At 60.0% G+C, this 23,084-nt stretch carries 21 protein-coding genes; 15 read left to right on the top strand and 6 right to left on the bottom strand.

Annotated elements, in window-relative coordinates; genetic code table 11:
• Positions 1 to 119 precede the first annotated feature (119 nt).
• On the bottom strand, positions 120 to 455 hold the full coding sequence (locus E6C55_RS22915; protein ID WP_136372148.1) for a LytTR family transcriptional regulator DNA-binding domain-containing protein: 336 nt from the start codon (positions 453 to 455) through the stop codon (positions 120 to 122).
• Positions 456 to 783: 328 nt separating this feature from the next.
• On the opposite strand from E6C55_RS22915, the gene E6C55_RS22910 reads away from it, so the two are divergent.
• From E6C55_RS22910 to E6C55_RS22895, 4 genes are all read left to right on the top strand, one after another.
• Positions 784 to 1,482: an ABC transporter ATP-binding protein gene (locus E6C55_RS22910; protein WP_136372180.1), complete on the top strand. Its 699-nt coding sequence runs from the start codon at positions 784 to 786 to the stop codon at positions 1,480 to 1,482.
• Positions 1,466 to 2,515 carry an efflux RND transporter periplasmic adaptor subunit gene (locus E6C55_RS22905; RefSeq protein WP_136372147.1) on the top strand — a complete coding sequence of 350 codons (1,050 nt, stop codon included), beginning with the start codon at positions 1,466 to 1,468 and terminating at the stop codon, positions 2,513 to 2,515. Before E6C55_RS22910 ends, E6C55_RS22905 begins: the two co-directional genes overlap by 17 nt.
• 102 nt (positions 2,516 to 2,617) lie before the next feature.
• On the top strand, positions 2,618 to 5,512 hold the full coding sequence (locus E6C55_RS22900) for an ABC transporter permease (protein ID WP_136372146.1): 2,895 nt from the start codon (positions 2,618 to 2,620) through the stop codon (positions 5,510 to 5,512).
• A 4-nt stretch (positions 5,513 to 5,516) separates the two neighbouring features.
• Complete coding sequence (locus E6C55_RS22895; protein ID WP_136372145.1) at positions 5,517 to 6,401, top strand: ABC transporter ATP-binding protein; 885 nt, start codon at positions 5,517 to 5,519, stop codon at positions 6,399 to 6,401.
• A 93-nt stretch (positions 6,402 to 6,494) separates the two neighbouring features.
• Here E6C55_RS22895 and add read toward each other — a convergent pair whose 3' ends face one another.
• Both add and E6C55_RS22885 read right to left on the bottom strand, forming a co-directional pair.
• Positions 6,495 to 7,523 carry an adenosine deaminase gene (add, locus tag E6C55_RS22890; protein ID WP_136372144.1) on the bottom strand — a complete coding sequence of 343 codons (1,029 nt, stop codon included), beginning with the start codon at positions 7,521 to 7,523 and terminating at the stop codon, positions 6,495 to 6,497.
• Between the two features lie 50 nt (positions 7,524 to 7,573).
• A complete protein-coding gene (locus tag E6C55_RS22885; protein ID WP_136372143.1) occupies positions 7,574 to 7,948 on the bottom strand; it encodes a DnaJ family domain-containing protein in 375 nt (124 codons plus the stop codon).
• A gap of 291 nt (positions 7,949 to 8,239) precedes the next feature.
• Here E6C55_RS22885 and E6C55_RS22880 point away from each other — a divergent pair, with 291 nt between their 5' ends.
• The 5 genes from E6C55_RS22880 to E6C55_RS22860 all read left to right on the top strand — a co-directional run bounded on the left by E6C55_RS22880 (position 8,240) and on the right by E6C55_RS22860 (position 14,099).
• Positions 8,240 to 9,169, top strand: coding sequence for a nucleoside hydrolase (locus tag E6C55_RS22880; protein ID WP_136372142.1), 930 nt, complete (start codon positions 8,240 to 8,242; stop codon positions 9,167 to 9,169).
• A gap of 111 nt (positions 9,170 to 9,280) precedes the next feature.
• Positions 9,281 to 10,384, top strand: a complete 1,104-nt coding sequence (locus E6C55_RS22875) for a BMP family lipoprotein (RefSeq protein ID WP_230986819.1) — start codon at positions 9,281 to 9,283, stop codon at positions 10,382 to 10,384.
• 98 nt (positions 10,385 to 10,482) lie between these two features.
• Entirely contained in the window at positions 10,483 to 12,051 is a 1,569-nt protein-coding gene (locus E6C55_RS22870; protein WP_136372141.1) for an ABC transporter ATP-binding protein, read from the top strand.
• Positions 12,029 to 13,132 (top strand): ABC transporter permease, encoded by a 1,104-nt coding sequence (locus tag E6C55_RS22865; protein WP_136372140.1) that lies wholly within the window; start codon positions 12,029 to 12,031, stop codon positions 13,130 to 13,132. The genes E6C55_RS22870 and E6C55_RS22865 overlap by 23 nt, the downstream gene beginning before the upstream one ends.
• A gap of 1 nt (position 13,133) precedes the next feature.
• Positions 13,134 to 14,099 carry an ABC transporter permease gene (locus tag E6C55_RS22860; RefSeq protein WP_136372139.1) on the top strand — a complete coding sequence of 322 codons (966 nt, stop codon included), beginning with the start codon at positions 13,134 to 13,136 and terminating at the stop codon, positions 14,097 to 14,099.
• A 20-nt stretch (positions 14,100 to 14,119) separates the two neighbouring features.
• Here E6C55_RS22860 and E6C55_RS22855 read toward each other — a convergent pair whose 3' ends face one another.
• Together E6C55_RS22855 and E6C55_RS22850 are read right to left on the bottom strand one after the other, a co-directional pair.
• Positions 14,120 to 15,364: an MFS transporter gene (locus E6C55_RS22855; protein WP_136372138.1), complete on the bottom strand. Its 1,245-nt coding sequence runs from the start codon at positions 15,362 to 15,364 to the stop codon at positions 14,120 to 14,122.
• A gap of 53 nt (positions 15,365 to 15,417) precedes the next feature.
• On the bottom strand, positions 15,418 to 15,864 hold the full coding sequence (locus E6C55_RS22850) for a MarR family winged helix-turn-helix transcriptional regulator (protein WP_136372137.1): 447 nt from the start codon (positions 15,862 to 15,864) through the stop codon (positions 15,418 to 15,420).
• Between the two features lie 222 nt (positions 15,865 to 16,086).
• Here E6C55_RS22850 and E6C55_RS22845 point away from each other — a divergent pair, with 222 nt between their 5' ends.
• The 6 genes from E6C55_RS22845 to E6C55_RS22820 all read left to right on the top strand — a co-directional run bounded on the left by E6C55_RS22845 (position 16,087) and on the right by E6C55_RS22820 (position 22,178).
• Positions 16,087 to 17,055: an RluA family pseudouridine synthase gene (locus E6C55_RS22845; RefSeq protein ID WP_168735822.1), complete on the top strand. Its 969-nt coding sequence runs from the start codon at positions 16,087 to 16,089 to the stop codon at positions 17,053 to 17,055.
• Between the two features lie 1,126 nt (positions 17,056 to 18,181).
• Positions 18,182 to 18,574: a GntR family transcriptional regulator gene (locus E6C55_RS22840; RefSeq protein WP_136372135.1), complete on the top strand. Its 393-nt coding sequence runs from the start codon at positions 18,182 to 18,184 to the stop codon at positions 18,572 to 18,574.
• Positions 18,571 to 19,266: an ABC transporter ATP-binding protein gene (locus E6C55_RS22835; protein ID WP_136372134.1), complete on the top strand. Its 696-nt coding sequence runs from the start codon at positions 18,571 to 18,573 to the stop codon at positions 19,264 to 19,266. The genes E6C55_RS22840 and E6C55_RS22835 overlap by 4 nt, the downstream gene beginning before the upstream one ends.
• Positions 19,267 to 19,278: 12 nt before the next feature.
• Positions 19,279 to 20,022 carry an ABC transporter permease gene (locus tag E6C55_RS22830; RefSeq protein ID WP_136372133.1) on the top strand — a complete coding sequence of 248 codons (744 nt, stop codon included), beginning with the start codon at positions 19,279 to 19,281 and terminating at the stop codon, positions 20,020 to 20,022.
• Between the two features lie 38 nt (positions 20,023 to 20,060).
• Positions 20,061 to 20,987 carry an ABC transporter ATP-binding protein gene (locus E6C55_RS22825; protein ID WP_136372132.1) on the top strand — a complete coding sequence of 309 codons (927 nt, stop codon included), beginning with the start codon at positions 20,061 to 20,063 and terminating at the stop codon, positions 20,985 to 20,987.
• A gap of 39 nt (positions 20,988 to 21,026) precedes the next feature.
• The gene (locus E6C55_RS22820) at positions 21,027 to 22,178 is read left to right on the top strand and encodes an ABC transporter permease (RefSeq protein WP_136372131.1); all 1,152 of its coding nucleotides are present in this window, start codon (positions 21,027 to 21,029) and stop codon (positions 22,176 to 22,178) included.
• 78 nt (positions 22,179 to 22,256) lie between these two features.
• Here E6C55_RS22820 and E6C55_RS22815 read toward each other — a convergent pair whose 3' ends face one another.
• The gene (locus E6C55_RS22815; RefSeq protein ID WP_136372130.1) at positions 22,257 to 23,084 is read right to left on the bottom strand and encodes an aldo/keto reductase; all 828 of its coding nucleotides are present in this window, start codon (positions 23,082 to 23,084) and stop codon (positions 22,257 to 22,259) included.

Here is a 23,084-nt window from a genome sequence, read left to right as displayed (position 1 = left end):
CACATGCTCTTTTCCCGGAGGACGGACGCTCGAATGACGACAAGAAACAAGCCCCCGCAACACCGCCGAGGCGGGTTCGCAGGGGCTTCACCTATTCCGTACAGATGACGGGATACCAATCAATGCGGCTGGGTTGTGCGTTCGGTAAGCAGATGCTTGATCACTTGCTGCTTGCGCTTCGAGACAGGCAGCTTCTTGGAGCTGGCGGAGCGGTCTCCGAAGATGAGGCAGTCCTCCGCGATGTCGGAGATCTTGTCGACGTTCACGTAGCAGTCCGAGGATACCCGGAAGAACGAGTCGTCGCGCATGAGCCCGGTTCTTTGCTCCGGGGACATTCTCTTTTTAATATTGTAGTTGCGCCCGTGGAAGCTGATGAGGCCATGCGTGCCCACCTTGAAGAACAGCGAATCCTTATGCGGCTCGAAAGTGTCGTACAGGCTCGAGGCTACGTTCATCTTCCCAAATCCCCCTTTAGAAAGGTTGCTTGGTAGCGCTTACAGTATACCACATAATTGCCCGTTGGTAAGCCCCTTTCGTAAGAAAAATTTAACGAAAATTTAATATAAGCCGACTTTGGCGATTGCATCATTTTATAGGGAGTGCAGGATGAAATTGACAAGCTTGCGGCGGAACGGGTATGTTAGTTTTATATGTCGATGGAAGGCGGGAAACAAGCGGAAATTCGATGGATTTCGCCGGATTGAATGCGCTTACAGTGCGGATGGAGGGCATTGCTTTATGGAAAATGACGGGAGGAGCCCGGATGGGCGGGACATACGGAAGATGAGGGGGGAGGAGCCGGGCGGCAGCATTATTCGCACCCGCGGGCTCGTCCGCGCGTTCGGGCGGGGAACCGGCGCGGTGACGGTGCTGAAGGGCGTCGACCTGGACATCTCGGCCGGACGCTTGATCGCCCTCAAGGGACGCTCCGGCTCGGGCAAGACAACGCTGATCAACCTGCTCGGAGCGCTCGACCGTCCGACGGAAGGGAAGCTGGAATTCGACGGAGCCGATCTGACCGGAATGACGGATCGCGAGCGCGACCGGGTTCGGCGTTCGAAGATGGGCCTGATTTTCCAATCGTTCGCCTTGTTTCCCTTAATGTCGGCTTACGAGAACGTCGAGTTCGTCCTGAGAATCAGCGATTATCCGGCGAAGGAGCGGAAGCAGGCGGCGATCGACGCGCTCGATCAGGTCGGACTCAAGGCCCGGATGCACCACCGGCCGTTCGAGCTCTCCGGGGGGGAGCAGCAGCGGACGGCGATCGCCCGCGCCATCGCGCACAGACCCAAGCTGCTGCTGGCGGACGAGCCGACGGCGGAGCTCGACAGCAAGACCGGTCTGCACATCATCAAGCTGTTCCGGGATCTCGTCACGACGCACGGCATCTCGGTCGTGCTGACGACGCACGATCCTGCGATCATGGAGATCGTCGATCAAGTTTACGAATTGGAGGATGGTCTAATTGTCGCTGCAAGGTAGGAAACTCGGCTTCCCCGCGCTCGCGCTTGCCCTCTCGCTTGCCCTCTCGCTGTCCGGCTGCTCCCTGCTTCCGCAAGAAGAGGAAGCGCTTGCACCGCCCTTGATCAAGCCCGCGAAGGAGAACTACCAGACGGTGAACGCCGAGAAGGGGGACATCGTCGTCGCGATCAACGGGACGGCTTACTTCGAATCGGTTCACACGGAAGTCGCGCAATTCACCGGGACGGGAGGCCGCGTCCAGGAGATGCTCGTCAATTCCGGGCAAGAGGTGAAGCAAGGGGATGTGCTCGTTCAGCTCGTGATGGAGGACCTGGACCTTAAATTGAAGGAACAGGAGCTTGCGCTCGAGCGCGCGAAGATCAGCCTGAAGCAGGTTCGCACCGATTCCTCCAGCGAAGAGGAGGTTATTCGGATGGCCGCGCTGCAGGTGCAGATCGAGCAGCTCAAGTACGATCGGCTCGAGTCGCAATACGACAGCAAGCAGCTCGTCTCTCCGATCGACGGCGTCGTGACGTTCGTCGAGGATCTCGAGCCGGGCGACTATGTCGACACGTACCAGACGCTTGTGATCGTTGCGGACCCGACGCAGTTGCGGCTGACGCTCGGCGTGGACAGCTCCGATAACATCTCGGACGTGAACGTCGGTTTTCCCGTGCAGATCAAGGTGAGACGGGACGGGGAGACGAAGGAGCTCGGCGGCAAGGTCGTTCAGACGCCTTCCTCCGCTCCGCAGACGCTCAACAAGACGCTTGCCGAGAAGTACGCGAGAACGCTCTACATCGATCCCGACGCGCTTCCGGAAGGCATCGAGATCGGAACGATGGCGGATGTGACCATCACGACGAAGGAGAAGCAAGATGTCGTTAAGATTCCGCGAAGCGGCCTGCGCAATTCGCTCGGGCGGACGTTCGTGCGAACTCTCGTCGAAGGAACGAAGCTGCGCGAGGTGGACGTCGAAGCCGGCTTGTCTTCCGCGACCGAGATCGAGATCGTCAACGGCTTGAAGGAAGGCGACGTCGTCGTGCTTCAATAAAGAACAGTGCGAAGGAGGATAGTGCGAAGGACGGCGCGCCATCGCGAACGATAACGCGCTTCATTCGGAAGGCCTTCATCCTACATACAGGAGGCTAAGCTTGTGGCCTTGTTCGTCATGATCGTTCGGAAAATGATTCAAAACAAGTGGCTTGTATTCAGCCTGTTCCTGGGAATGGTCATCAGCGTGGCTCTCGTCAGCACGATGCCGATCTACTCCGAAGCGATCCTCTCGCGCATGCTGGTCAAGGACCTCGAGACGATGCAGAAGGAGAAGAATGTCTACCCGGCAACGCTATATGCCAAGGCTACGTTCTCCAACGAAGCGCCGGAGAAGCGCCGTCAGATCGTCGAGAGCCTTGACGCGTACATGCTCGGAGAAGGGGCGCAGTCGTCCACGCTGCCGGTGGTCGAGTCGGTCGTGCACCGGAACACGCGCTCGTTCGATTCGGTGCCGGAGGCCGGGACCGAATCCGACAAGAAGAAGACGCGCTCGTTCCGCATCTCCTCGATGTCCGATCTGGAGGATCACATCAAGCTGACGGACGGAAGAATGCCTGCGGCGGAGCCGGTGGACGGCGTGTACGAGGTGCTCGTCACCGAAGCGGGCCTGAACAACCTGAGGGCGGTTCTGGATTCCGTCTTCTACAGCGAAGGGGACAAGGTGTCGGGCGAGCTTCGCTTCAAGCCGGTCGGCGTGTTCGAGAAGCTTCGCGACGACGATCCGTACTTCTACGACCCGTCGCTGACCGGCCTCGGCAATACGCTGCTGATCGACGAGGAACTGTTCGAGCGGGACTTCGTCCAGGGTGCCAAGGTGCTGGTGACGAACAGCGTCTGGTACACGGTTCTCGATTACTCGAAGATGGAGCTGAGCCAGGTCGATCGCTTCGTTGCGGCCAGCAAGAACATGGAGAACCAGGTCAAGCAACGCGTCGGGGCGTTCCAGACCGAGTTCAAGGCGCCCGCGCTTGCGACGATCGCCAGCTACGAGGAGCGGGCCGCGAAGCTCCGGACGCTGATGTGGTCGCTGTACATTCCGGTTCTTATCATGCTCGGCTTCTACATGTTTATGGTCGCGAACCTGATCGCCAGCCGGCAGAAGAACGAGATCGCGGTGCTGCGAAGCCGGGGCGCCGCCCGCTGGCAGATCGTCGCCTCCTTCGCGATCGAGGGAATTCTCCTCAGCGCGGCCGCGCTCGCGGCAGGGCCTGCGATCGGCTTGTTCTTCACGAAGCTGCTCGGCGCCTCGAACGGCTTCCTCTCGTTCGTGTCCCGCGCCGCGCTGCCGGCCAAGCTGACCCGCGAAGCATACGTCTACGGAGCGATCGCGGCGGCGGCGGCCTTCATCCTGCTGCTTATCCCGGTGCTGCTCGCCACCCGCGTCAGCATTGTCGGCCACAAGCAGCAGTTGGCCCGCCAGACGAAGACGCCGCTCTGGCATAAGCTGTTCCTCGACGTCATCTTCGTCGCGGTCGCGATCTACGGCCTGTTCAACTTCCGTGAGAGGCTGGACAATCTGCAGAGCCTGGGCCTCAATTCGACGGACCTGAATCTCGATCCGCTCCAATTCGTCGTGCCGGCGCTGTTCATCGTCGGCTCCGGCCTGCTGCTGCTTCGGCTGTACCCTTATCTGCTGAGCCTGATCTACTGGCTGGGCCGCCGCTGGTGGAGGCCGTCGATGTACGCAACGCTTATCCAGGTGAGCCGGTCGAGCAGCCAATATCAATTCCTGATGGTGTTCCTGATTCTGACGATTGCGACGGGCATCTTCAGCGCAAGCGCGGCGCGGACGATCGACGGCAACACCGAAGATCGGATTCGTTACGGCAACGGAGCCGATATCGTGCTCAGCTCGAGCTGGCCGAACGACGCTCCGCCGCCGGCCACATCGATGTCCGGACCGTCTTCCGGGGATACGACGACCTCCTCTCTCGGAGGATCGCGGAAGATCAACTACCTGGAACCCGCATTCGAGCCTTATTCGACGCTGCCGGGGGTGGAGCATGCGGCCAAGGTATTCAAGAAGAAGGACGCATTCTTCTCGATGGGGGACCAGTCGGCCAGCGTAACGCTGATCGGAATCGACACCGACGACTTCGGCATGACGACATGGTTCCGGAGCAGCCTGCTCGGTTATCCGCTGAACGACTACTTGAATCTGATCGCCACAGACTCGAAGGCGGTGCTCATCTCCCGCACGCTGGCGGAGCAGAAGGGCGTCAAGGTCGGCGACACGATCTGGGTCGGATGGTCGGACGTCGGCTCGGCTTCCTTCATCGTCTACGGCATCCTCGATTACTTCCCGACGTTCAATCCGCTGCCGCCGGTCGGCTCCGTGGACGTCGGCGACGCGAAGGCCAAGGCGAATGCGCCGATGCTCATCGTCGGGCAGCTTCCGCGCATTCAGTTCCAACTGTCGCTCGAGCCTTATGACGTCTGGCTGAAGATGGAGCCCGGCTATGGGGTGGAGGAGCTCTATGCGGCGATCGAAGAGCGCAAGCTGCCGATCACGAAGGTCGTGAACACGACGCTCGATTGGAACAAGGCGAAGAACGATCCGTTCCTGATGGCGATCAACGGCATTCTGACGCTCGGGTTCCTGATCGCGATTGTCGTCAGCTTCTCGGGGTTCCTGCTGTATTGGGTGCTGTCGCTGCGGGGGCGGACGCTGCAGAACGGGATCATGCGGGCGATCGGCCTGTCCGTCCGGCAGATGGTCGGCATGCTGATCGTCGAGCAGCTTCTGACCTCGGGCATCGCGGTCGCGATCGGCGTGCTCGTCGGCAATCTGTCCAGCCTGCTGTACGTGCCGAACTTCCAGATCGCCTTCAACCCGAGCACGATGGTGCCTCCGTTCGAGGTCATCTTCGAGGCGCTGGACTTCGCGCGGCTGTATTCGGTTGTGGCGGTCATGCTGCTGGTCGGTCTCGTCATTCTCGGAGCGATGGTGTCGCGCACGCGCATCCATCAAGCGCTTAAGCTGGGGGAGGATTGACCTTATGATTCATTGCGACGGCCTGGTGAAAATATACAAAGCAAACGATCTCGAGGTGTTCGCGCTGCAAGGCCTGGATCTTCATGTGGAGAGCGGCGAGCTGATGGCGATCATCGGCAACAGCGGCAGCGGCAAGTCGACGCTCTTGAACATGCTGGGCGGCCTCGACCGCCCGACCGCAGGCGTGCTGAGCGTGGACGGCAAGGATATGCTGAAGCTGTCGGAGAAGGAGCTCGTCCGCTACAAGCGACGCAGTGTCGGCTTCGTCTGGCAGAACAATGCGCGCAATCTGATCCCGTACTTGACGGCGCTCGAGAACGTCGAGCTGCCGATTCTGCTGTCCGGCCGCCGCAAGCGGATGCGGGCGCTCGAACTGCTGGAGGCGGTCGGCCTGCTGCACCGGGCAAGCAACAAGCTGCATCAGTTGTCCGGCGGCGAGCAGCAGCGGGTCGCGATTGCGATCGCGCTGGCGAACCAGCCGAAGCTGCTGCTCGCCGACGAGCCGACGGGCTCCGTCGACTCGAAGATGGCGGACCAGATTCTCGATCTGTTCCGCGAGCTGAACCGAACGTTCGGCATCACGATCGTCATCGTCACGCACGATCCGCTGCTCGCGAAGAAGGTGGACCGCGTTGTCGCAATCCGCGACGGCAAAATCTCGTCCGAGATGCTGCGTCGCAAGTCGTATGCGGAAGAATTGGCGGAGCTGGAGGAAGGGGCGCAGCCGGAGGAAGATTCGCACGTCGAGTACGCCATCCTCGACAAGGCCGGAAGGCTCCAGGTTCCGTCGGGATATCTCGAATCGATCGGCATCAAGAACAGCAACAAAGTCAAGGTGGAGCTCGAAGACGGGAGAATCGTCTTGACGCCTCCCGACGAAGCTTCCTAGCGGTTGAGAGGTCGAGTGGTCCGATTGCCGCCTCTATGCGGAATGCGAAAAACCGCATAAAACGCCTCGATTCATCCGCCGTGCCGCATACCGCTACACGCCGATCCCGAGAGCCGCCAGCCTGCGGTCGAACTCCGCCCGCAGTTCCGCCTTCTCGCCTTCGGGCAGGAAGGCGACCTCGATGCCGTTGCGCATAAGCGAGGCGAGCTCGCCCGGCGTGAAGCGGAACCGCTGCGCGAGAGCTTCGCACTCCCGGGTCATCGACGTGCCGGACACCGTCGGATTGTCGGTGTTGATCGTAAGCCTCAGGCCGCGGTCGAAGTAATCGCGGATCGGATAATCGTCCCAGCCCGCGACCGCTTTGGTCTGAAGATTGCTGGTGGGGCACAGCTCCAGAGGAATGCCGCGGGCTCGCACAAGCTCGAGCAGAGCCGGATTCTCGCGCAGCCGGACGCCGTGGCCGATTCGGATCGCGCCGAGGCCTTCGATCGCTTCTGCGATGCTCTCCGCCCCGGCAGCTTCTCCCGCATGAATGGTGAATGGGATTCCAAGCTGCCGCGCCAGCGCGAACACCTCGCGGAAGCGGGCGGGCGGATGATTCGCTTCGTCTCCCGCAAGGTCGACGGCCACGAGCCCTTGGCCCAAGTATGATGCGGCCGTTCGGACAACTTCCAGGTTGTCGGCGGCGGATTGATGCCTCATGCAGATGGCAATCGCTCGCGCCTTGATGCCATGTCGCGCCTCGCCTTCCCTCAGCCCCTCGATTACCCCTTCGATCGCATCTGCCGCCGATAGGCCCCGATGAACGTGAAGCATCGGTGCGAAGCGAACCTCGATATAGAGGCAGCCGTCTTCCGCAGCATTTTCCACAATCTCATATGCAGCCCTGCGCAGCGATGCCCGGCTCTGCAGATAAGGCAGCACGAAGTTGAACTTCTCCAGATATTCGACCAGGCTGGCGCATTCGTCATCCGCCTGCATGTGCGGGAGAAGCCCCGTTGCATCGGTTGCCGGCAGCGCCGTTCCCGCCTCCGCTGCCAGCTCCAGAATCGTGCCGGGCCGAATACTTCCGTCCAGATGGAGATGCAGGTCCACCTTGGGCAATTGCTTCAGCAGACTCATTCGGCCGTCCTCCTTCGTTCCGTGTGTCCGCCCGATCTCCGCAGCGGCGCTTACTTCGTCAGCTTATTCTCCAATTGTTCCCGATAGCTCTCGAACGCTTCCGCGCCCGACCATCCCCTGATCTTCATGAGGCTCTGGTACTTCAGCTTGATCGGGGCGAGGCGTTCGCGGTACGTCCGCTTCCCGGCTTCGTCGTCGCAGGCGAGGATAAGCTGCTCGAGAGATACCATCTCCTTGCGCAGCTCAAGCTCGGGCGGGAGGGCGCCGGCGTTCTTCAGGATGCGATAGCCGATTCTTAGCTCGTCGGGAACGCCTTCGAGATCATCTCTGGGCAGCGGCTTGCCCTTGCCCGGCAGATCGTCGAAGCTCCCGCTTCGGGCGGCTTCGCGAATGCGCTGCTCCGCGATCGATGCGCTCCACTCCATCTCGCCATCCTCCTCTTTTGTTGTTCTTTTCTAGGATTGTAGCATGTGTGCGAATCGGAATAAAGCGGAAGGAACTTCGAAGTTATGGTTATGTAATAAAATATGACTCTAAATTCAAAATAATAATTGCTTTTTTGTTCTTCAGACTGGATAATAGACAAAAATGAGTTAACATATGTGACATTTACATTGGAAATATGTAAATATATCATAATGTTAACTGATTAGGTTATATAAAGTTACATTTTGAGAGAGAAAATTCACAATCCACGATTGCAATGGAGGGTCGGCGTGAACGTTTACTTCAACCACGATGGCGGCGGCGATGATTTTATCGCTCTGCTGCTCCTGCTTCAGATGCAAGACGTTAAGCTGACGGGCGTATCCGTGATCGGCGCCGATGGCTACATCGAGCCATCCTTCGATGCCAGCCGGAAAATTATCGATCGCTTCGGCAAGGCGCCGGTCGAGGTCGCCAAGTCCAATTCGCGAGGCAAGAACCCGTTCCCGAAGGAATGGAGGCTTCACAGCTTCTATGTGGACGCCTTCCCGATTCTGAACGAGTCGGGCGTGATGGAAGCCCCGGTATCGGAGCTGCCGGCGCATCGCCACCTGATCGAGAAGGTGCGCGGCGCGGAAGGGAACACAACGCTGATCTTGACGGGACCGCTGACGGATCTGGCCCGCGCCTTGGACGAGGCTCCGGACATCGAAGAGCGAATCGATCGGCTTGTGTGGATGGGCGGAACGTTCCTTCCGAAGGGCAATGTCATGGAGCCGGAACACGACGGAACCGCGGAATGGAACGCCTTCTGGGACCCGGAGGCGGCGGCTCGGGTATGGATGAGCTCGCTGCGGATCGATATGGTCGCTCTGGAGAGCACCAACCGGGTGCCGTTGACTCTCGAGGTGCGCAGCGCCTGGGCGAAGCTGAGGAGGTACGAAGCCATCGACTTCGTGGGTCAATGCTACGCCTTGGTTCCGCCGCTCATCTTCTTCGAGACGAATTCGACCTATTATTTATGGGATGTGCTGACCGCCGCGTATATCGGCAAGCCGGATCTCGTCAAGGTGAAGACGGTGAACAGCGTGGTCTGCACCGACGGCGTCCGTCAAGGCCGCACACAGCAGTCTGAGGACGGAAGGCCGGTCCGGCTCGTCTACGACGTCGACCGCGACGCGTTCTTCCATTATATAACGGAGCTGATGAAGCAGGCCTGATCCATCCGGGTATTCTGCGCGGCGCCGAGCCGTTCCCTCGGGGCTTCGGGCTTCGGCGCGCGGCGCATCCAATACAAGACTAGATACAATGTGGGGAGAGGATTGTACAAAATGAAAAAGAACGCGATGAAGTCCGCCAGTCTGCTGCTTGCAACCGCAACGTCGCTTGGCTTGGTGCTGTCCGGCTGCGGCAGCAACAATGCGGGCAACAATGGGGCGGCCAGCCCGTCGGCAAGCGCTCCCGCGAGCGAATCGGCAAGCCCGAGCGAATCGGCCAGCCCAAGCGCAAGCGCGGAATCAATCGGAGCGGGCAAGAAGATCGGCATGGCGACCGACACGGGCGGCGTCAACGACAAGTCCTTCAACCAGCAAGCCTGGGAAGCGCTCGAGAAGGTAGCCAAGGATACCGGAGCGGAAGCGAAGTATCTGGAATCCAAGAAGGATGCCGACTACCAGCCGAACCTGAACCAATTCGTCAAGGACGGCTACGCGCTTACCTGGGGCATCGGCTTCCTGTTCGACGACGCCATGAAGACCGTCGCGGAGCAGAATCCGGATGCGCAGCTCGCGCTGATCGACTCCACGGTAGACATGCCGAACGTGCAATCCGTTCTGTTCAAGGAGAATGAAGGCTCCTTCCTGGTCGGCGTCGTTGCCGGCATGATGACGGAGACGAACAATATCGGCTTCGTCGGCGGCATGGAGCTGCCGGTCATCAAGAAGTTCGAGGCCGGCTTCAAGGCGGGCGTCGCGGCGGTTAACCCGGATGCGGTCGTGAACACCAACTACGTCGGCGACTTCAGCAAGCCCGACCTGGGCAAGCTGGCTGCGGCGACTCTGTATGACGGCGGGGCCGACATTGTTTTCCATGCTGCGGGCGGCAGCGGCAACGGCGTATTCACCGAAGCGAAGGACCGCCTGAGCGCCGGCAAGAAGGTATGGGTTATCGGCGTCGACAAGGATCAGTCGCTTGAATTCGGCAGCGAAGTCACTCTGACCTCCATGATGAAGAAGGTTGACGAAGCGGTGTACAAGGTAACGTCCGAAGCGCTGTCCGGCAACTTCCAGGGCGGCACGACAACGGTGCTTGGCCTGGCGGAAGGCGGCGTCGGCCTGCCGGCTGACAATCCGAACGTCCCTCAAGAAGTGCTGGACAAGGTCGAAGAGTACAAGCAGAAGATCATCAGCGGCGAGATCGCCGTACCGACGGAATAATCGCAGCCGGCCAAGCCGCAAGGACAAGGCAGCACTTCGCCTTGTCCTTGTTCCGTTTGCGGGCGATTCGCCTTTAAGTCGAGAGGAGTTGACAAGCCATGGGTCAAGCGGTACCGGTTGTCGAGCTGAAGGGGATCACGAAGCGCTTCCCGGGCATCGTCGCCAATGACAGCATCAGCCTTGATCTGCGTCAAGGGGAGATTCATGCCCTGCTCGGGGAGAACGGAGCGGGCAAGTCCACGCTCATGAGCATTCTGTTCGGCCTCTATCAGCCGGATGAGGGCGAGATCCGGATCAACGGGAACAAGGAGACGATCGACGGGCCGGGCAAGGCGATCAAGCTCGGCATCGGAATGGTCCATCAACACTTCAAGCTTGTTCAGAACTTCACGGTTGCGGAGAACATCGTGCTGGGCATCGAGCCGCGCCGGGGAATGGCGATCGACTATCGCCGGGCGAACGACCGCGTTCGGCAACTGTCGGAGCAATACGGCTTGAAGGTCGATCCCGAGGTGAAGATCGAGGAGATTACGGTCGGCATGCAGCAGCGGGTCGAGATTCTGAAGACGCTGTACCGCGGAGCGGAGATTCTGATCTTCGACGAGCCGACCGCCGTTCTGACCGTACAGGAGATTCAAGAGCTGATCCGGATTCTTCGCAGCCTCGCCGCCGAGGGCAAGTCCATCATTCTGATCACCCACAAGCTGAAGGAGATCATGGAGGTGTCCGACCGGGTGACGGTTATCCGCCGCGGCAAAGTTGTCGACACCCTCGCGACGGCCGAGACGAACGAGAGCGAGCTTGCCGAGAAGATGGTCGGGCGCCGCGTATCGTTCGAGATGGAGACGCAGCGGTGCGAACCCGGCGGCGTCCTCGTCAGAATCGACAAGCTGACGTGCCAAGGGGCCGGCAAGGGCAAGAACATCCTTGAGGAGATCTCGATGCATATACGCGCGGGAGAGATATACGGCCTGGCCGGGGTCGACGGGAACGGGCAGAAGGAGCTTGTCGAAGCGATAGCCGGGCTGCGGCCGATTCATTCGGGCAGCGTCAGACTTGGCGATTCCGATCTGACGCAGGCCGGCGTTCGCGAACGGATGGCCGCGGGCATGGCGCAGATTCCCGAGGATCGTCAGAAGCACGGGCTTGTGCTCGACTTCGCGGTAAGCGAGAACATGGTGTTGACCGCTTACGCGGACGACCGGTTCGGGAAGCGCGGCTTCCTGAACGACAAGGAGATTCGGCGGCACGCGGTCAGGCTGGCGCATGAGTTCGACGTCAGAAGCGCCGGGATTCAAGTGCCGATGCGCTCCTTGTCGGGAGGCAACCAGCAGAAGGCGATTATCGCCAGAGAGCTGACAAGAGAGCCGAGGCTGCTCATTGCCGTCCAGCCGACGCGCGGACTCGACATCGGAGCCATCGAATTCGTTCACGAACGCCTCATGCAGGCGAAGAACGAAGGCAAGGCGATTCTGCTCGTCTCCTATGAGCTGGACGAGCTGTACAAGCTGTCGGACCGCATCGCGGTTATCAACGAAGGCCGGATTATGGGCGAACTGGAGCGGGAGGACGTGAGCGACGAGAAGCTCGGCCTCATGATGGCCGGCCACCGAATAAACGGGACGAACAAGGCGGAGGTGCGGCATGAGCGACAACCGGAGTTTTAGGGAATGGAGCCGAATCTTCGTCGCCTCCAGCTTGTGGGTGCCGATTATCGCAATCGTTCTGGGGCTCGTGTGCGGAGCTCTTGTCATGTGGATCGGGGGCTATAACGCGTTTGAAGCTTATGGGGCCTTGTTCGATAAAGTGTTCGGCTCCAAATACGATATCGGCGAGACGGTCCGCACGATAACGCCGCTGCTCTTCACCGGGCTGTCGGTCGGCTTTGCCTTCCGCGCGGGGTTGTTCAATATCGGGGCCGACGGCCAATTCATTATGGGGATGACGGGCGCGACGCTAATCGGAATCAAGATCGACTTCTTGCCGTGGATCGTTCACGCTCCGCTTACGCTTGTCGGCGGGATGCTCATCGGCGGCCTCTGGGGAGCGCTGGCCGGCTATCTGAAGTCGAGCCGCGGGGTGAATGAGGTCATCTCCTGCATTATGTTGAACTGGATCGCCCTTTATCTATCCAACTATCTGATTCGCACGTTGGTTCTGAAGCCGGGGACGCAGCGGTCCGAGCTGATTCGGGATTCTGCGTCGATGTCCATTCGCTGGCTGTCCTCGTTTATGGAGAATGCGCGCATGGACTGGGGAATCGTCGTCGGCCTGATCTGCACGAGCCTGTTCTACATTGTGCTGTGGAGAACGAAGCAAGGCTACGAGCTGCGCGCGGTCGGCTTCAATCCGGAAGCGGCCCGATTCTCCGGCATCAACGTTCCCAAGAATATGCTCAAGTCGATGATGATCGCCGGGATGTTCGCGGGAATCGGGGGCGTATTCGAGGTTCTCGGCGTATTCCACTACCAGGTGATCAGCGCGGCTTCCGCCGGCTACGGCTTCGACGGCATAGCCGTCGCGCTGCTAGGAGGGAATCACCCGGTCGGCATTCTGCTCAGCTCCATTCTGTTCGGAGTGCTTACCTACGGCTCGGCGGGAATGAACTTCTCGGCAAGCGTGCCGACGGAGATCGTGCGCATCGTCATCGGCTGCATCATCTTCTTCGTCGCGTCCCAAGGGCTGATTCAGATGCTGTACAAGCCATTCATGGCGAGGCGCGAAGCGAAGCGGAAGGAGGCGGCGTAGCATGGATTGGCTTAACGATATCGCGAACCTGACCAATTCGACGTTCGTCTTCACAACGGCGCTGATCTTCGGCGCGATGGGCGGCTTGTTCAGCGAACGGTCCGGCGTGTTCAACATCGGTCTTGAAGGAATGATGACGGGCGGCGCGTTCGGAGCGGCCATTGCGACTTATTACGCGCAAGAAGCGGGCTTGGGGGCGGCTTCGCCGTGGATCGGATTGCTGGCCGGCATCGGCTGCGGAATGCTGTTCTCCCTGCTGCTGGCGTATACGACCGTCACCTTGAAGGCGAATCAAGCGATCGTCGGCGTCGTCATCAACATTCTGGCGGTGGCGATCACCTTATATTTGGTTAAAATTATTTTCAACGGTGCGGGCGACACGGAGACGTTAAACGAAGTGTTGGGCAAATGGCCGGTGCCGCTTCTCGCGGACATTCCGTTCCTGGGCCAGGCGTTGTTCAATACGTATCCGACAACCTACATCGCATACCTGCTCATTCCGCTCAGCGCCTATGTGCTGTTCAAGACGCCGTTCGGCCTTCGTCTTCGTGCGGTCGGCGAGCATCCGGGGGCGGCGGATACGGTCGGCATCGACGTCGTCAAGTATCGCTACATCGGCGTTCTCCTCAGCGGCGTGCTTGCCGGCATCGGGGGAGCGGCGATCACCTTGACGACGACAAGCAACTTCTCGCATACGACCGTCTCCGGTCAAGGCTTCATCGCGCTCGCCGCGATGATCTTCGGCCGCTGGAATCCGTGGGGAGTTCTGGGCGCCACGTTCTTCTTCGGCATGGCGCAGGCGCTGCGGAACTTCGTCAAGCTGTACGACTGGTCGAAGGATATTCCGATGGAATTCCTCTATATGCTGCCGTACCTGTTGACGCTGCTTGTGCTTGCGGGGGCGGCGGGCAGAGGCGTGAAGGGGCCGGCCGCCGCAGGCGAAGCCTACGATCCGTCGAAGCGATAGCGCTGCGGGGACACGGGCGATCACGCGCTCTCGACCGGCTGAGCTTGCCGCGAAGGCTTGCGGTCTCGGTGCATCAGAAGGAAGTAGAGGAGTGCGCCGATAAGCACGGAGGCGAGGCCAACGAGATACATCGTCCGATTGTTCGCCGCCGATGCGACGCTTCCGAGCAGCGCGGAGCCGATGCCGATGCCGCCGTCGAAGAAGATGAACAGCGTCCCCGTTGCGAGGCCGACCTTCTCCTTCGGCACCGACTGGATGGCGATCGTCTGCAGGCAAGGGAACAGGCTGCCGAAGCCGAGACCGATGATCGCTCCCGACAGGAGGAACAGGAATGCGGAGTCGGCCATCGCCAGAACGAACAACCCAACCGCATACAGCAGCAGAGTCGGATAGACAAGATAGTTTCGATGCAGCCGGTCGAACATTTTCCCAGTGAAGGGTCTTGCCAGCACAATCATCGCCGCATACACGATAAAGTAATAGCTCGAGATGGATTCCAGCCCGATCTCCTTCGCATAGCTTGGGACGAAGCTCAAGATGCCGGCGTAAGCGACCGCGAGGAACATGGAGACCAGCGAGACCGGAACGGCCTTCGGTTCGATATAGTTCCTCCAGTCGAGGCGCCGCTTGGGAGCGGGGGAGGGGGCGGTTGCCCGGGGCGCGGCCTTGGCTGCCGTCATCGTCTTCGCCGAGCTCTTGCGGCCGCGGACAACTACGATAGAGAGCAGCATGCCGAGCACGCCGAACGCCATAAATACGATAAATAACGTCCGGAACCCGGCGTTCTGAATGATCGTCAGCCCGAGGAACGGGCCGAGCACCATCGCAAGGTTCATCGCCAAGGTGAAGTAGCCCATGCCTTCGCCCTTGCGGTTGTCGGGAATAAGCTCGGTCACGATCGTCCCGTTCGCCGTCGTGGCGGCGCCGAAGCTTGCGCCTTGAACGAAGCGAAGGACAAGCAGGATGCCGAATACGGAGATCATCGGGTAAATAAATCCGCACACCATAAAGACGGCCGTCGCAACGAGCACCAGAAGGTAGCGGTACGGTCCGTCCATCCACTTGCCGGCGAACGGCCGCATGATGACCGCGGCGATGACGAACGCCGTCAGCACCCATCCCGCCTGCTGCTGGCTGCCGCCGAGCTCATCCGTGACGAAGGTCGGGAGCGTCGCCGTCAAGGAATAGAACGTAATGAAGATAAAGAAGCTGCTGAAGCAGATGCTGAAGAAATCGCGTGTCCACAAGCTTTGTCGATTGTCCAAGAGGATTCGCCTTCTTTGGTGTTAGTTAGATCGGATGTTAGTCAAATCGGATGTTATTCGGGTCTGTCATCGTTAAGATGGCTGCTGGCGTTGTCGGCAATACGGCTGAGCAGCTCCTTGAGAGCGGCAAGCTGTTCCGGGGGAATCCCTTCGGAGATGAGGCGGATGACGTTCTCTTCGATGGGGGCAATCTCTTCGTAAGCTCGGCGGCCGCTGTCCGTGACCGAGGGCAGGTACGAGCGCCGGTCTTCGGGATTCACGCGCCTTACGATCAGCTCCTTGCGCTCGAGTTGGTCGAGGATGCGGGTGACGTTCGTCTGGTCCTTGCCGACGCGATGGGCGAGATCCTTCTGGCTGATTCCGTCCTCCTCGCACAGTCTGGCCAGAACCGACCACTGTTCGGTCGTGACGCCGGTGGGGGATAGGCGCAGCGCGAACAATTGCGACACCCGGCGGCCGGTGCGATTGATGAGGAAGCCGATGGAATCGTCGAGCAGCATATGGCGAACCTCCTTTGTGGGAAAATGGTCTGCGAGGAATGAAAACGGGCTGCGCGAAAAGTAGTTGTTATAGCAACTAAATTATACGGGAGATAAATGTTCTCGTCAATATTGCTATAGCAAGTAAATTATCGACAGCAAATGGACAATAACTTGAACATTCCCGCCGTTGTTGATAATCTGATGACAGTGTCAGCGATAGGATGGAGAGTGGCTGCAGTCATGATTACCCGCAAAATCACCGCTTCGGAGAGCGGCAAGCGTCTGCATCGTTATATGCGCAGCTTGATGCCGAACATTCCTCTGGGCCAGATTTACAAGATGATCGACCAAGGCAAGATCAAGGTGAACGGCAAGCGCAAGAACCAGAATTACGAGCTCGCCGCCGGGGACGAGCTGGTCTTATATGTGGAGGAATCGCAGTTCGAAGAGGCGTCCAAGGGGCAGAAAAAAACAAAGTACATCGGAGTGAACGCGAACATCGACGTGATTCATGAGGATGAGCAGCTTCTTGTCGTGTTGAAGCCGGCCGGGATGCTTACGCATCCGGACAGCTCGGATCAGAAGGATACGCTCATCAATCGCGTTCACGCGTATCTCTACCGCAAGGGCGAGCTGGACAGCGCCTTGTTCATGCCGGCGACGGCGAACCGGCTCGACCGCAACACGAGCGGCCTCGTGCTGGTCGGCAAGACGGCGGGCATGCTTCACCAATTGAACCAGTGGATTCAGAAGCACGAGCTGGAGAAGTATTACATCACCATCGCCGAGGGCAAGTTGGAGGGAGACGGAACGCTGACCGGCAGCCTTGTTCGCGACGAGAAGAGCAACCGGACGGTCGTTGCGGGCTCGAAGCACGGCCGGGCGCTCGGGGTCAACCCGGAGAAGGAGAAGTCGGCAACGACCCATTACCGCGCGCTGCAGCACGGCAAGGGCTTCACGCTGCTTGAGATTGAGCTTGTGAGCGGGCGCACGCACCAGATCCGCACCCATCTGCAGAGCATCGGCCATTCGCTGCTCGGCGACGTGAAGTACGGCGGCAAGCCGTTCGCGGGAGTGAACCACCAACTGCTCCACGCGTGGAGGGTGAAGCTGCCGGACGGCCGCGAATTCCGCGCGCCGGTGCCGGAGCTCATGCGCAAGACGATGGAGCGGGCGGGGCTGTCGGTGCAGCAGCTCGGGCAGGAGTAAGGCGGCAGCGGAATCGCAGCGAATAGGCAAGACAACGTGGGAGACCAGCCGAGACGGATTGCCGGCTGGTTTTTTTTGTCGTCTCGGTTGGACCGAAGCCGCCAGTAAACCGCAGCAACCTCAACAACCCTAGGAACCCTCAACAACCCTCAACAACCCTCAACAACCCTCAACAACCCCATCAACCCCATCAGCACCATCAACCCCATCAACTCCTGCATCCCCATCGCCTCCATTACTCTTAGCCGCCATAATCATCATGGCCATCTGCAGCTACTGGCGATCGCTGCTGCGCGGGATGCCCGGAATCTATGTGAAAAATCACATTCGCGAACCACGATAACGGGTGGGTTGAGCGATTATATGTGAAAAATAGCATACATGGAGACATTTCCGGCTCAAGTTGCTGTATGCATGCGAAAAATCACATAAAACGCCTCGATTTACTCCAATTCAAGCCGACGAATGTGAAAATTCACATAAAATCGCAAAAGTCATCGGAGCAGGGGGGGCGAATGGCAGACAGGGGGCGGCGGTGGTGGTGGTGGTGGTGGTGGTGGTGGGGGCGGCGGTGGTGGAGCGGCGGTGGTGGTGGTGGAGCGGTGGTGGTGGAGAAGGAGGAGGGGAAGGAGGAGGAGGTTGCAGACGGGGGGAGGTTGGACGACCGGATTCCGAATGTTCGCCACCGCATTCCGTCAGGGCGAGCTTCCTGCATGGGTTCTCCTTATGTGCCGCACCTCCTGATTATCGATTAGCACGCTTCTCCCGCTCGCTCAGGATGACCGGGCAAATCGCTGCGCTTCCCCCGAATTTGGAACAGAGAGCGGCACACTGGAGGGAAGGCGGACTCCAACACCCGATAAGGCGAGCCCTGAGCGAGCGGGAGAAGAGGCGTAATGGTTGCGAACGAAGGTTATCCAATGGGGTGCGAGCGAGGACTCCAAACAATAGCTGCGGAAAAATGAATGTGAGCAAGGGGCGAACAACGGCGGTGCGGCAGCCGAACGAACGTTTTTTTGTTTTTGTGGCTTTTGTCCGCTGCACTAAATTGCCTATTGCACTAAGTGTATTAAGTGATATAATACACTTAAGTCAAGCGATATACGAGCGCGGAGGAGGTGCCCGCTTGAATGAGATACGAGTCGGCGGGATGCGGTTCGCTCTCGATCTGAGCCAGCCGCTGTACGAGCAAGTTCTGGAGCAAGTGAGAAGTTCCATTGCGAAGGGTGAGATTGCCTTGGGTGAGAAGATACCGTCCGTACGGGAGATGGCGCAAGCGCTGAAGATCAATCCGAATACGGTGATGAGGGCGTATCAGGAATTGGAGCGAGACCAGTTGACCGAGACGAGAAGAGGACAAGGTACCTTCATTACGACCGACGCCGGGAAGGTAAGCCATATTCGGCATCGGCTGGCGGAGGAGGCGGTCACTGAATTCCTCGGGCGGATGAACAGCCTTGGCTTCACGGCTGCGGACATCGCGAGCATCCTGAAGGCGAAGGGAGATGGGGCTAAGTGAAGGCGGCGATCAAGGGAGAAGGCTTGACGAAGCGCTACGGCAAGCGGAAGGCGCTGGACAACTTCGACATCGAAGTGCCGGAGTACGCGATCACGGCGATTCTCGGCCCGAACGGCGCCGGGAAGTCGACGTTCATGCGAATGCTGACGGGTCTGGTCGCTCCGGATTCCGGCAGCCTGACGGTGCTCGGAGAGCGGCCGTCCTGGCGGCAGAATCGGCTCGTCTCCTACTTGCCCGACCGGGCGAGGTGGTATCAGGGCCAGACGGTGGAGTCCGCGATCGAGTGGGGGACGAAGCTGCTCCCTGAGTTCCGGCGAGATACGGCATGGGAGCTGGCCGGTTCGCTCGGGCTGGAGGCGGATCTGGAGACGGAAGGGATGTCCAAGGGGCAGGAGGCGAGGCTGATGCTGACGCTCTGTCTCGCTCGCGAGGTGCCGCTGCTCGTGCTGGACGAACCGTTCTCCGGCATCGACATGATCTCGCGGGAGAAGATTGTGCTGGCGCTGATCGATGCGTTCGCGACGAGAAGGCAGACGGTTCTGATCTGCACGCATGAGATCGCGGAGACGGAGAGCCTGTTCGATCATGCGGTGTTCGTCAAGGACGGCAGAGCGGCGCTGAGCGGCGGCGTCGAGGAGCTGCGCTCGCGCAGCGGGTCGATGCAGGACATCTACCGCAGCTTGTACGGTTAAGGGGGAGCTTGAATGATGGAGAGAGATCAATTCGCTTATCTGGTGCGCCATGAGCTTAAGCTCGAGACTCGGCGGTTGGCGCGCGGGGGCTGGTTCTGGATCTATGCGGCCGTGATTGCGGTCGTCATCCTTGCCGCTCTTGCCATATGGGGCGGGGAAGACGCCCTCAAGCCGGACTACTTGCTGTTCGCTTGCTTCGCATTCCCCTACTTCTTCTGCATGCTCGCCTACCGGATGATCAAGCGGGAATGGTCAGACGGAACCGTCGGCTGGTGGCTGTCGCTGCCGTACTCGCGACTGCGGCTGCTGTCCGCGAAGCTGGTCGCTTCGTTCGCGCAGTCGATGGCGATCTCCGTGCTGTTCTTCGCCGCGGTAGCGGTCCTGGAGCTTTATTATGCGGCGGTCAACGGAGTCGGCTTCGCGGCATTCGGGCGGCTGCTCGAGCAAGAAGGAGAATACCTGCTGCTTCTGATCGTTTATTCGCCGATGCTGCTCGCATTGGGACTGCTTCTTGGCCTGCTTCACAAGTCGAGCCTGAAGCCGCTTATGCCGCTGTTCTGGATTCTGTTCGGGCTGTCCGGCAACGTCTTCAATTTCTTGGGGGCGTCAGCGGAGATTGCGGAGGGGCGATCATGGGGGCTCTTCGACGGCACCGCGCCCGCATGGGCGTGGCTGGCGATTCCGGCCTTCTGGCTGGTTGGGGCGGCGCTGTTCTCGGGAGCTGTGAACATCTGCAAGAAACATTTGATTCTGTAAAAATATACGGTTCTGCAGGAACGGAAGGGAGCACTCGAATGAGTCTTGCGATCGAAGTGAAGGGATTGGCCAAGAGTTACGGCAACAAGACGGCACTGTCCGGCATCGGGTTCGAAGTGGGAGCGGGGAGCTGCTTCGGTCTGCTCGGCCCGAACGGCGCGGGCAAGTCGACGACGATGAAGATTCTGTCCGGTCTGCTCGAGTCCGATCGGGGGACCGTGCGCCTCTTCGGCAAGGAGCAGCGGACGGCGGCGGACGACATCAAGCGGATTGTCGGGTACGTGCCGCAGTCCATCACGCTGTACGAGAAGCTGAGCGCATACGACAACCTTGTTTTTTTCGGAGAGATGTACGGGGTGAGCGGCGCCGAGCTGAAGCGCAGAATCGCCGATGTGCTGGAGAGAGTCGGTCTTGCCGATCGGGCCAAGGAAGCGGTGGACCGCTTCTCGGGAGGGATGAAGCGGCGGATCAATATTGCGGCGGCGCTGCTGCATCGGCCGAAGCTGCTCATTATGGACGAACCGACGGTCGGCATCGACCCGCAATCCCGCAATCATATCTTCGAGATGATTCGCTCCTTGCGCCAGGAAGGCGTGACCGTGCTGTACAGCACGCACTACATGGAGGAAGTCGAGAACCTGTGCGACCGGCTGGCGATCGTCGATCGCGGAGAAGTGATCGCGGACGGCTCGCTCGGCGAGGTGCTGGATCGCTTCGGGACGAAGGCGGTATACCTTGAGCTTGAGGGAGGCCGAGAGGCTCCTAAGCTGCCCGGGTACGGCGAAGTCGAGCCGAAGGAGCGCGGCTGGCTGCTGAGGACCGACACTCCGCTCGAATCGCTGGCGGCCTGGGCGGAAGCGTGCAAGCGAAGCCGGCTTGAGGCGAAGCGGCTCGAGATCGTTCGTCCGTCGCTGGAGGACGTCTTCCTCAAGCTGACCGGCACGACGCTGCGGGACGATGGCTAGAAGGACGGAAGGCTAGAAGGATGGGGAGGGGAGATCGACATGATTCTAAGTATTGCGCTTAAGGAATGGAAGCTGCTGATCAAGGAGAAGGGCGTGTTCATCTGGCTGCTGGTGATGCCCGCCTTGTTTATCGTCCTGTTCGGAACCGTGCTCGGCAATCTGGGAGGCGGGACGCAGACGCTGACGTATATCGACAACGATCGGACGGCCGCTTCGGAATCGCTAATGACCGCCCTCGGGGAGCAAGGCGGCTTCAAGCTTGAAGCGAAGCAAGCCGGGGAGCTGGACGATCAGGTGGATCGGATTCGCGAAGGCAAGCTCGGCTTCCTGCTCGTCGTTCCTCAAGGGTTCGCGGAGAAAATGACGGCGGGAGGGGACAGTCTCGCGGCGGTGGAGCTGTACAGCGACGGGGCTTCGGATTCGGCGGCGGGAATCCGCTCCGCACTGCAGAACGTTGCGACCGACTATCGCGAGCAGCGGCTGGATGCCGCTCTGAAGCAGGCCGGCGTCGGTGACGAGGCCAGGGAGCAGGCGCTGCAATCGCCGCTTCAGATCGAGGAGAAGCCTCAGAATGCGACGGAAGGCAATGCGGTGACACAGGTTGTGCCCGGCTACACGGTCATGTTCGTCTTCTTCGTCATGATCTCGATGATTCGCCGCTTCATCGGCGACAAGACGAACGGCATGACGGCGCGGCTCCGGACGACCCGGATGAAGCCGCTGCACTATCTGCTCGGCATGTGGCTCGCCTACCTTGGCGTTGCGCTCGTGCAATGCGCGGTGCTGCTTGGCTTCGGCCACTTCGCCTATGACGTGGCGCTCGGCGACTTGGCTGCGATCGCGGTTCTCGTCCTCATGCTGGCGCTGTGCGGAACGGGACTCGGGCTGGCGCTGTCGATGGTCGTTCGCAGCGAGAACCAGGGAATGGCGTTCGTGCAACTGATCACGATGGGCGGAGCGGCGCTTGGCGGGCTGTGGTTCCCGCTCGAGTACATGCCGAAGTCGATGCAGACGATCAGTCATTTTCTTCCGCAATATTGGGGGCAGCTTGCATTCCAGGACATCATGACGAGAGGAGACCACCTCTCCGGCATCCTGCCTTCGCTGGCGGTGCTGGCGGCATTCGCGCTCGCCGGGGTGCTGGTCGCGCTGCTTCGGTTCCGCGGCTTTATGAAGTCGGCGCAGGGCTGACCGGAGCGGAGGAGGCCACCAACCAACAACCGCAATTACCCCCTCGGCAGCGGCCGAGGGGGTAATTCGCTCCAAGCGTCAGAACAGGAATTTGTCCGGGTCGGAGCCGAAGCGGTGATCCCGGTTCAAGCCGTCGATCTTCGCCATGTCTTCGTCCGACAGCGAGAAGTCGAAGATGGCGCCGTTCTCGGCGATGCGGGACGGCGTGATCGACTTCGGAATCGTCACGATGCCGCTCTGAACGTCCCAGCGCAGAACGATCTGCGCGGCGGACTTGCCGTACTTGGCCGCAAGCTCCTGCAGGACGGGCTGGTCGAGATGGCCTTGCATAAGCGGGCTCCATGCTTCGAGCTGGATGCCGTGCTCCTTCGCGTACGCGAGCAGCTCCTTCTGCGTCAGCAGCGGATGGCATTCCACCTGGTTGACGGCGGGGACGATGTCGCTGCCTTCGGCCAGCTTCTTCAGGTGATGAACCTTGAAGTTGCTGACGCCGATTGCGCGGACATAGCCTTCCTTGTACAGCTTCTCGAACGCCCTCCACGTCTCCTGGAACTTGTCGGTGCCCGGCCAATGGATAAGCAGCAGGTCGATGACGCCGACGTTCAGGCGTTTGCGGCTCTCCTCGAAGGCGGCCAGGGCGCGCTCGTAGCCTTGGTCCTCGTTCCAGATCTTCGTCGTGACGAAGATCTCGTCGCGCGAGACGCCGGAGCTGCGAATCGCTTCGCCGACCTGCGCTTCATTATTGTAGATCCTCGCCGTGTCGATGCTCCGGTAGCCGGCTTCGAGAGCCGCATGGATGGCGCGCTGCGCGTCGCCCTCCGCCGTTACCTTCCATACGCCGAGACCCAGCCAAGGCATGTGAACTCCGTTATTCAGCGTTGTCGTGCTTCCAATCGTCAAGCTCAT

It is taken from the genome of Cohnella fermenti (assembly GCF_004801405.1).
GTDB classification, from domain to species: domain Bacteria; phylum Bacillota; class Bacilli; order Paenibacillales; family Paenibacillaceae; genus Cohnella; species Cohnella fermenti.
Note: the sequence above shows the minus strand (reverse complement) of the source record. Positions and strands in the feature narration are given on the sequence as shown.

Bases quoted from the DNA above. Each gene is read 5' to 3' on its own strand.
- E6C55_RS22915 (WP_136372148.1), bottom strand. From the start codon at position 455: ATGAACGTAGCCTCGAGCCTGTACGACACTTTCGAGCCGCATAAGGAT.
- E6C55_RS22910 (WP_136372180.1), top strand. From the start codon at position 784: ATGAGGGGGGAGGAGCCGGGCGGCAGCATTATTCGCACCCGCGGGCTC.
- E6C55_RS22895 (WP_136372145.1), top strand. From the start codon at position 5,517: ATGATTCATTGCGACGGCCTGGTGAAAATATACAAAGCAAACGATCTC.
- add (WP_136372144.1), bottom strand. From the start codon at position 7,523: ATGAGTCTGCTGAAGCAATTGCCCAAGGTGGACCTGCATCTCCATCTG.
- E6C55_RS22885 (WP_136372143.1), bottom strand. From the start codon at position 7,948: ATGGAGTGGAGCGCATCGATCGCGGAGCAGCGCATTCGCGAAGCCGCC.
- E6C55_RS22875 (WP_230986819.1), top strand. From the start codon at position 9,281: ATGAAAAAGAACGCGATGAAGTCCGCCAGTCTGCTGCTTGCAACCGCA.
- E6C55_RS22870 (WP_136372141.1), top strand. From the start codon at position 10,483: ATGGGTCAAGCGGTACCGGTTGTCGAGCTGAAGGGGATCACGAAGCGC.
- E6C55_RS22865 (WP_136372140.1), top strand. From the start codon at position 12,029: ATGAGCGACAACCGGAGTTTTAGGGAATGGAGCCGAATCTTCGTCGCC.
- E6C55_RS22860 (WP_136372139.1), top strand. From the start codon at position 13,134: ATGGATTGGCTTAACGATATCGCGAACCTGACCAATTCGACGTTCGTC.
- E6C55_RS22850 (WP_136372137.1), bottom strand. From the start codon at position 15,864: ATGCTGCTCGACGATTCCATCGGCTTCCTCATCAATCGCACCGGCCGC.
- E6C55_RS22845 (WP_168735822.1), top strand. From the start codon at position 16,087: ATGATTACCCGCAAAATCACCGCTTCGGAGAGCGGCAAGCGTCTGCAT.
- E6C55_RS22830 (WP_136372133.1), top strand. From the start codon at position 19,279: ATGATGGAGAGAGATCAATTCGCTTATCTGGTGCGCCATGAGCTTAAG.
- E6C55_RS22825 (WP_136372132.1), top strand. From the start codon at position 20,061: ATGAGTCTTGCGATCGAAGTGAAGGGATTGGCCAAGAGTTACGGCAAC.
- E6C55_RS22820 (WP_136372131.1), top strand. From the start codon at position 21,027: ATGATTCTAAGTATTGCGCTTAAGGAATGGAAGCTGCTGATCAAGGAG.
- E6C55_RS22815 (WP_136372130.1), bottom strand. From the start codon at position 23,084: ATGAGCTTGACGATTGGAAGCACGACAACGCTGAATAACGGAGTTCAC.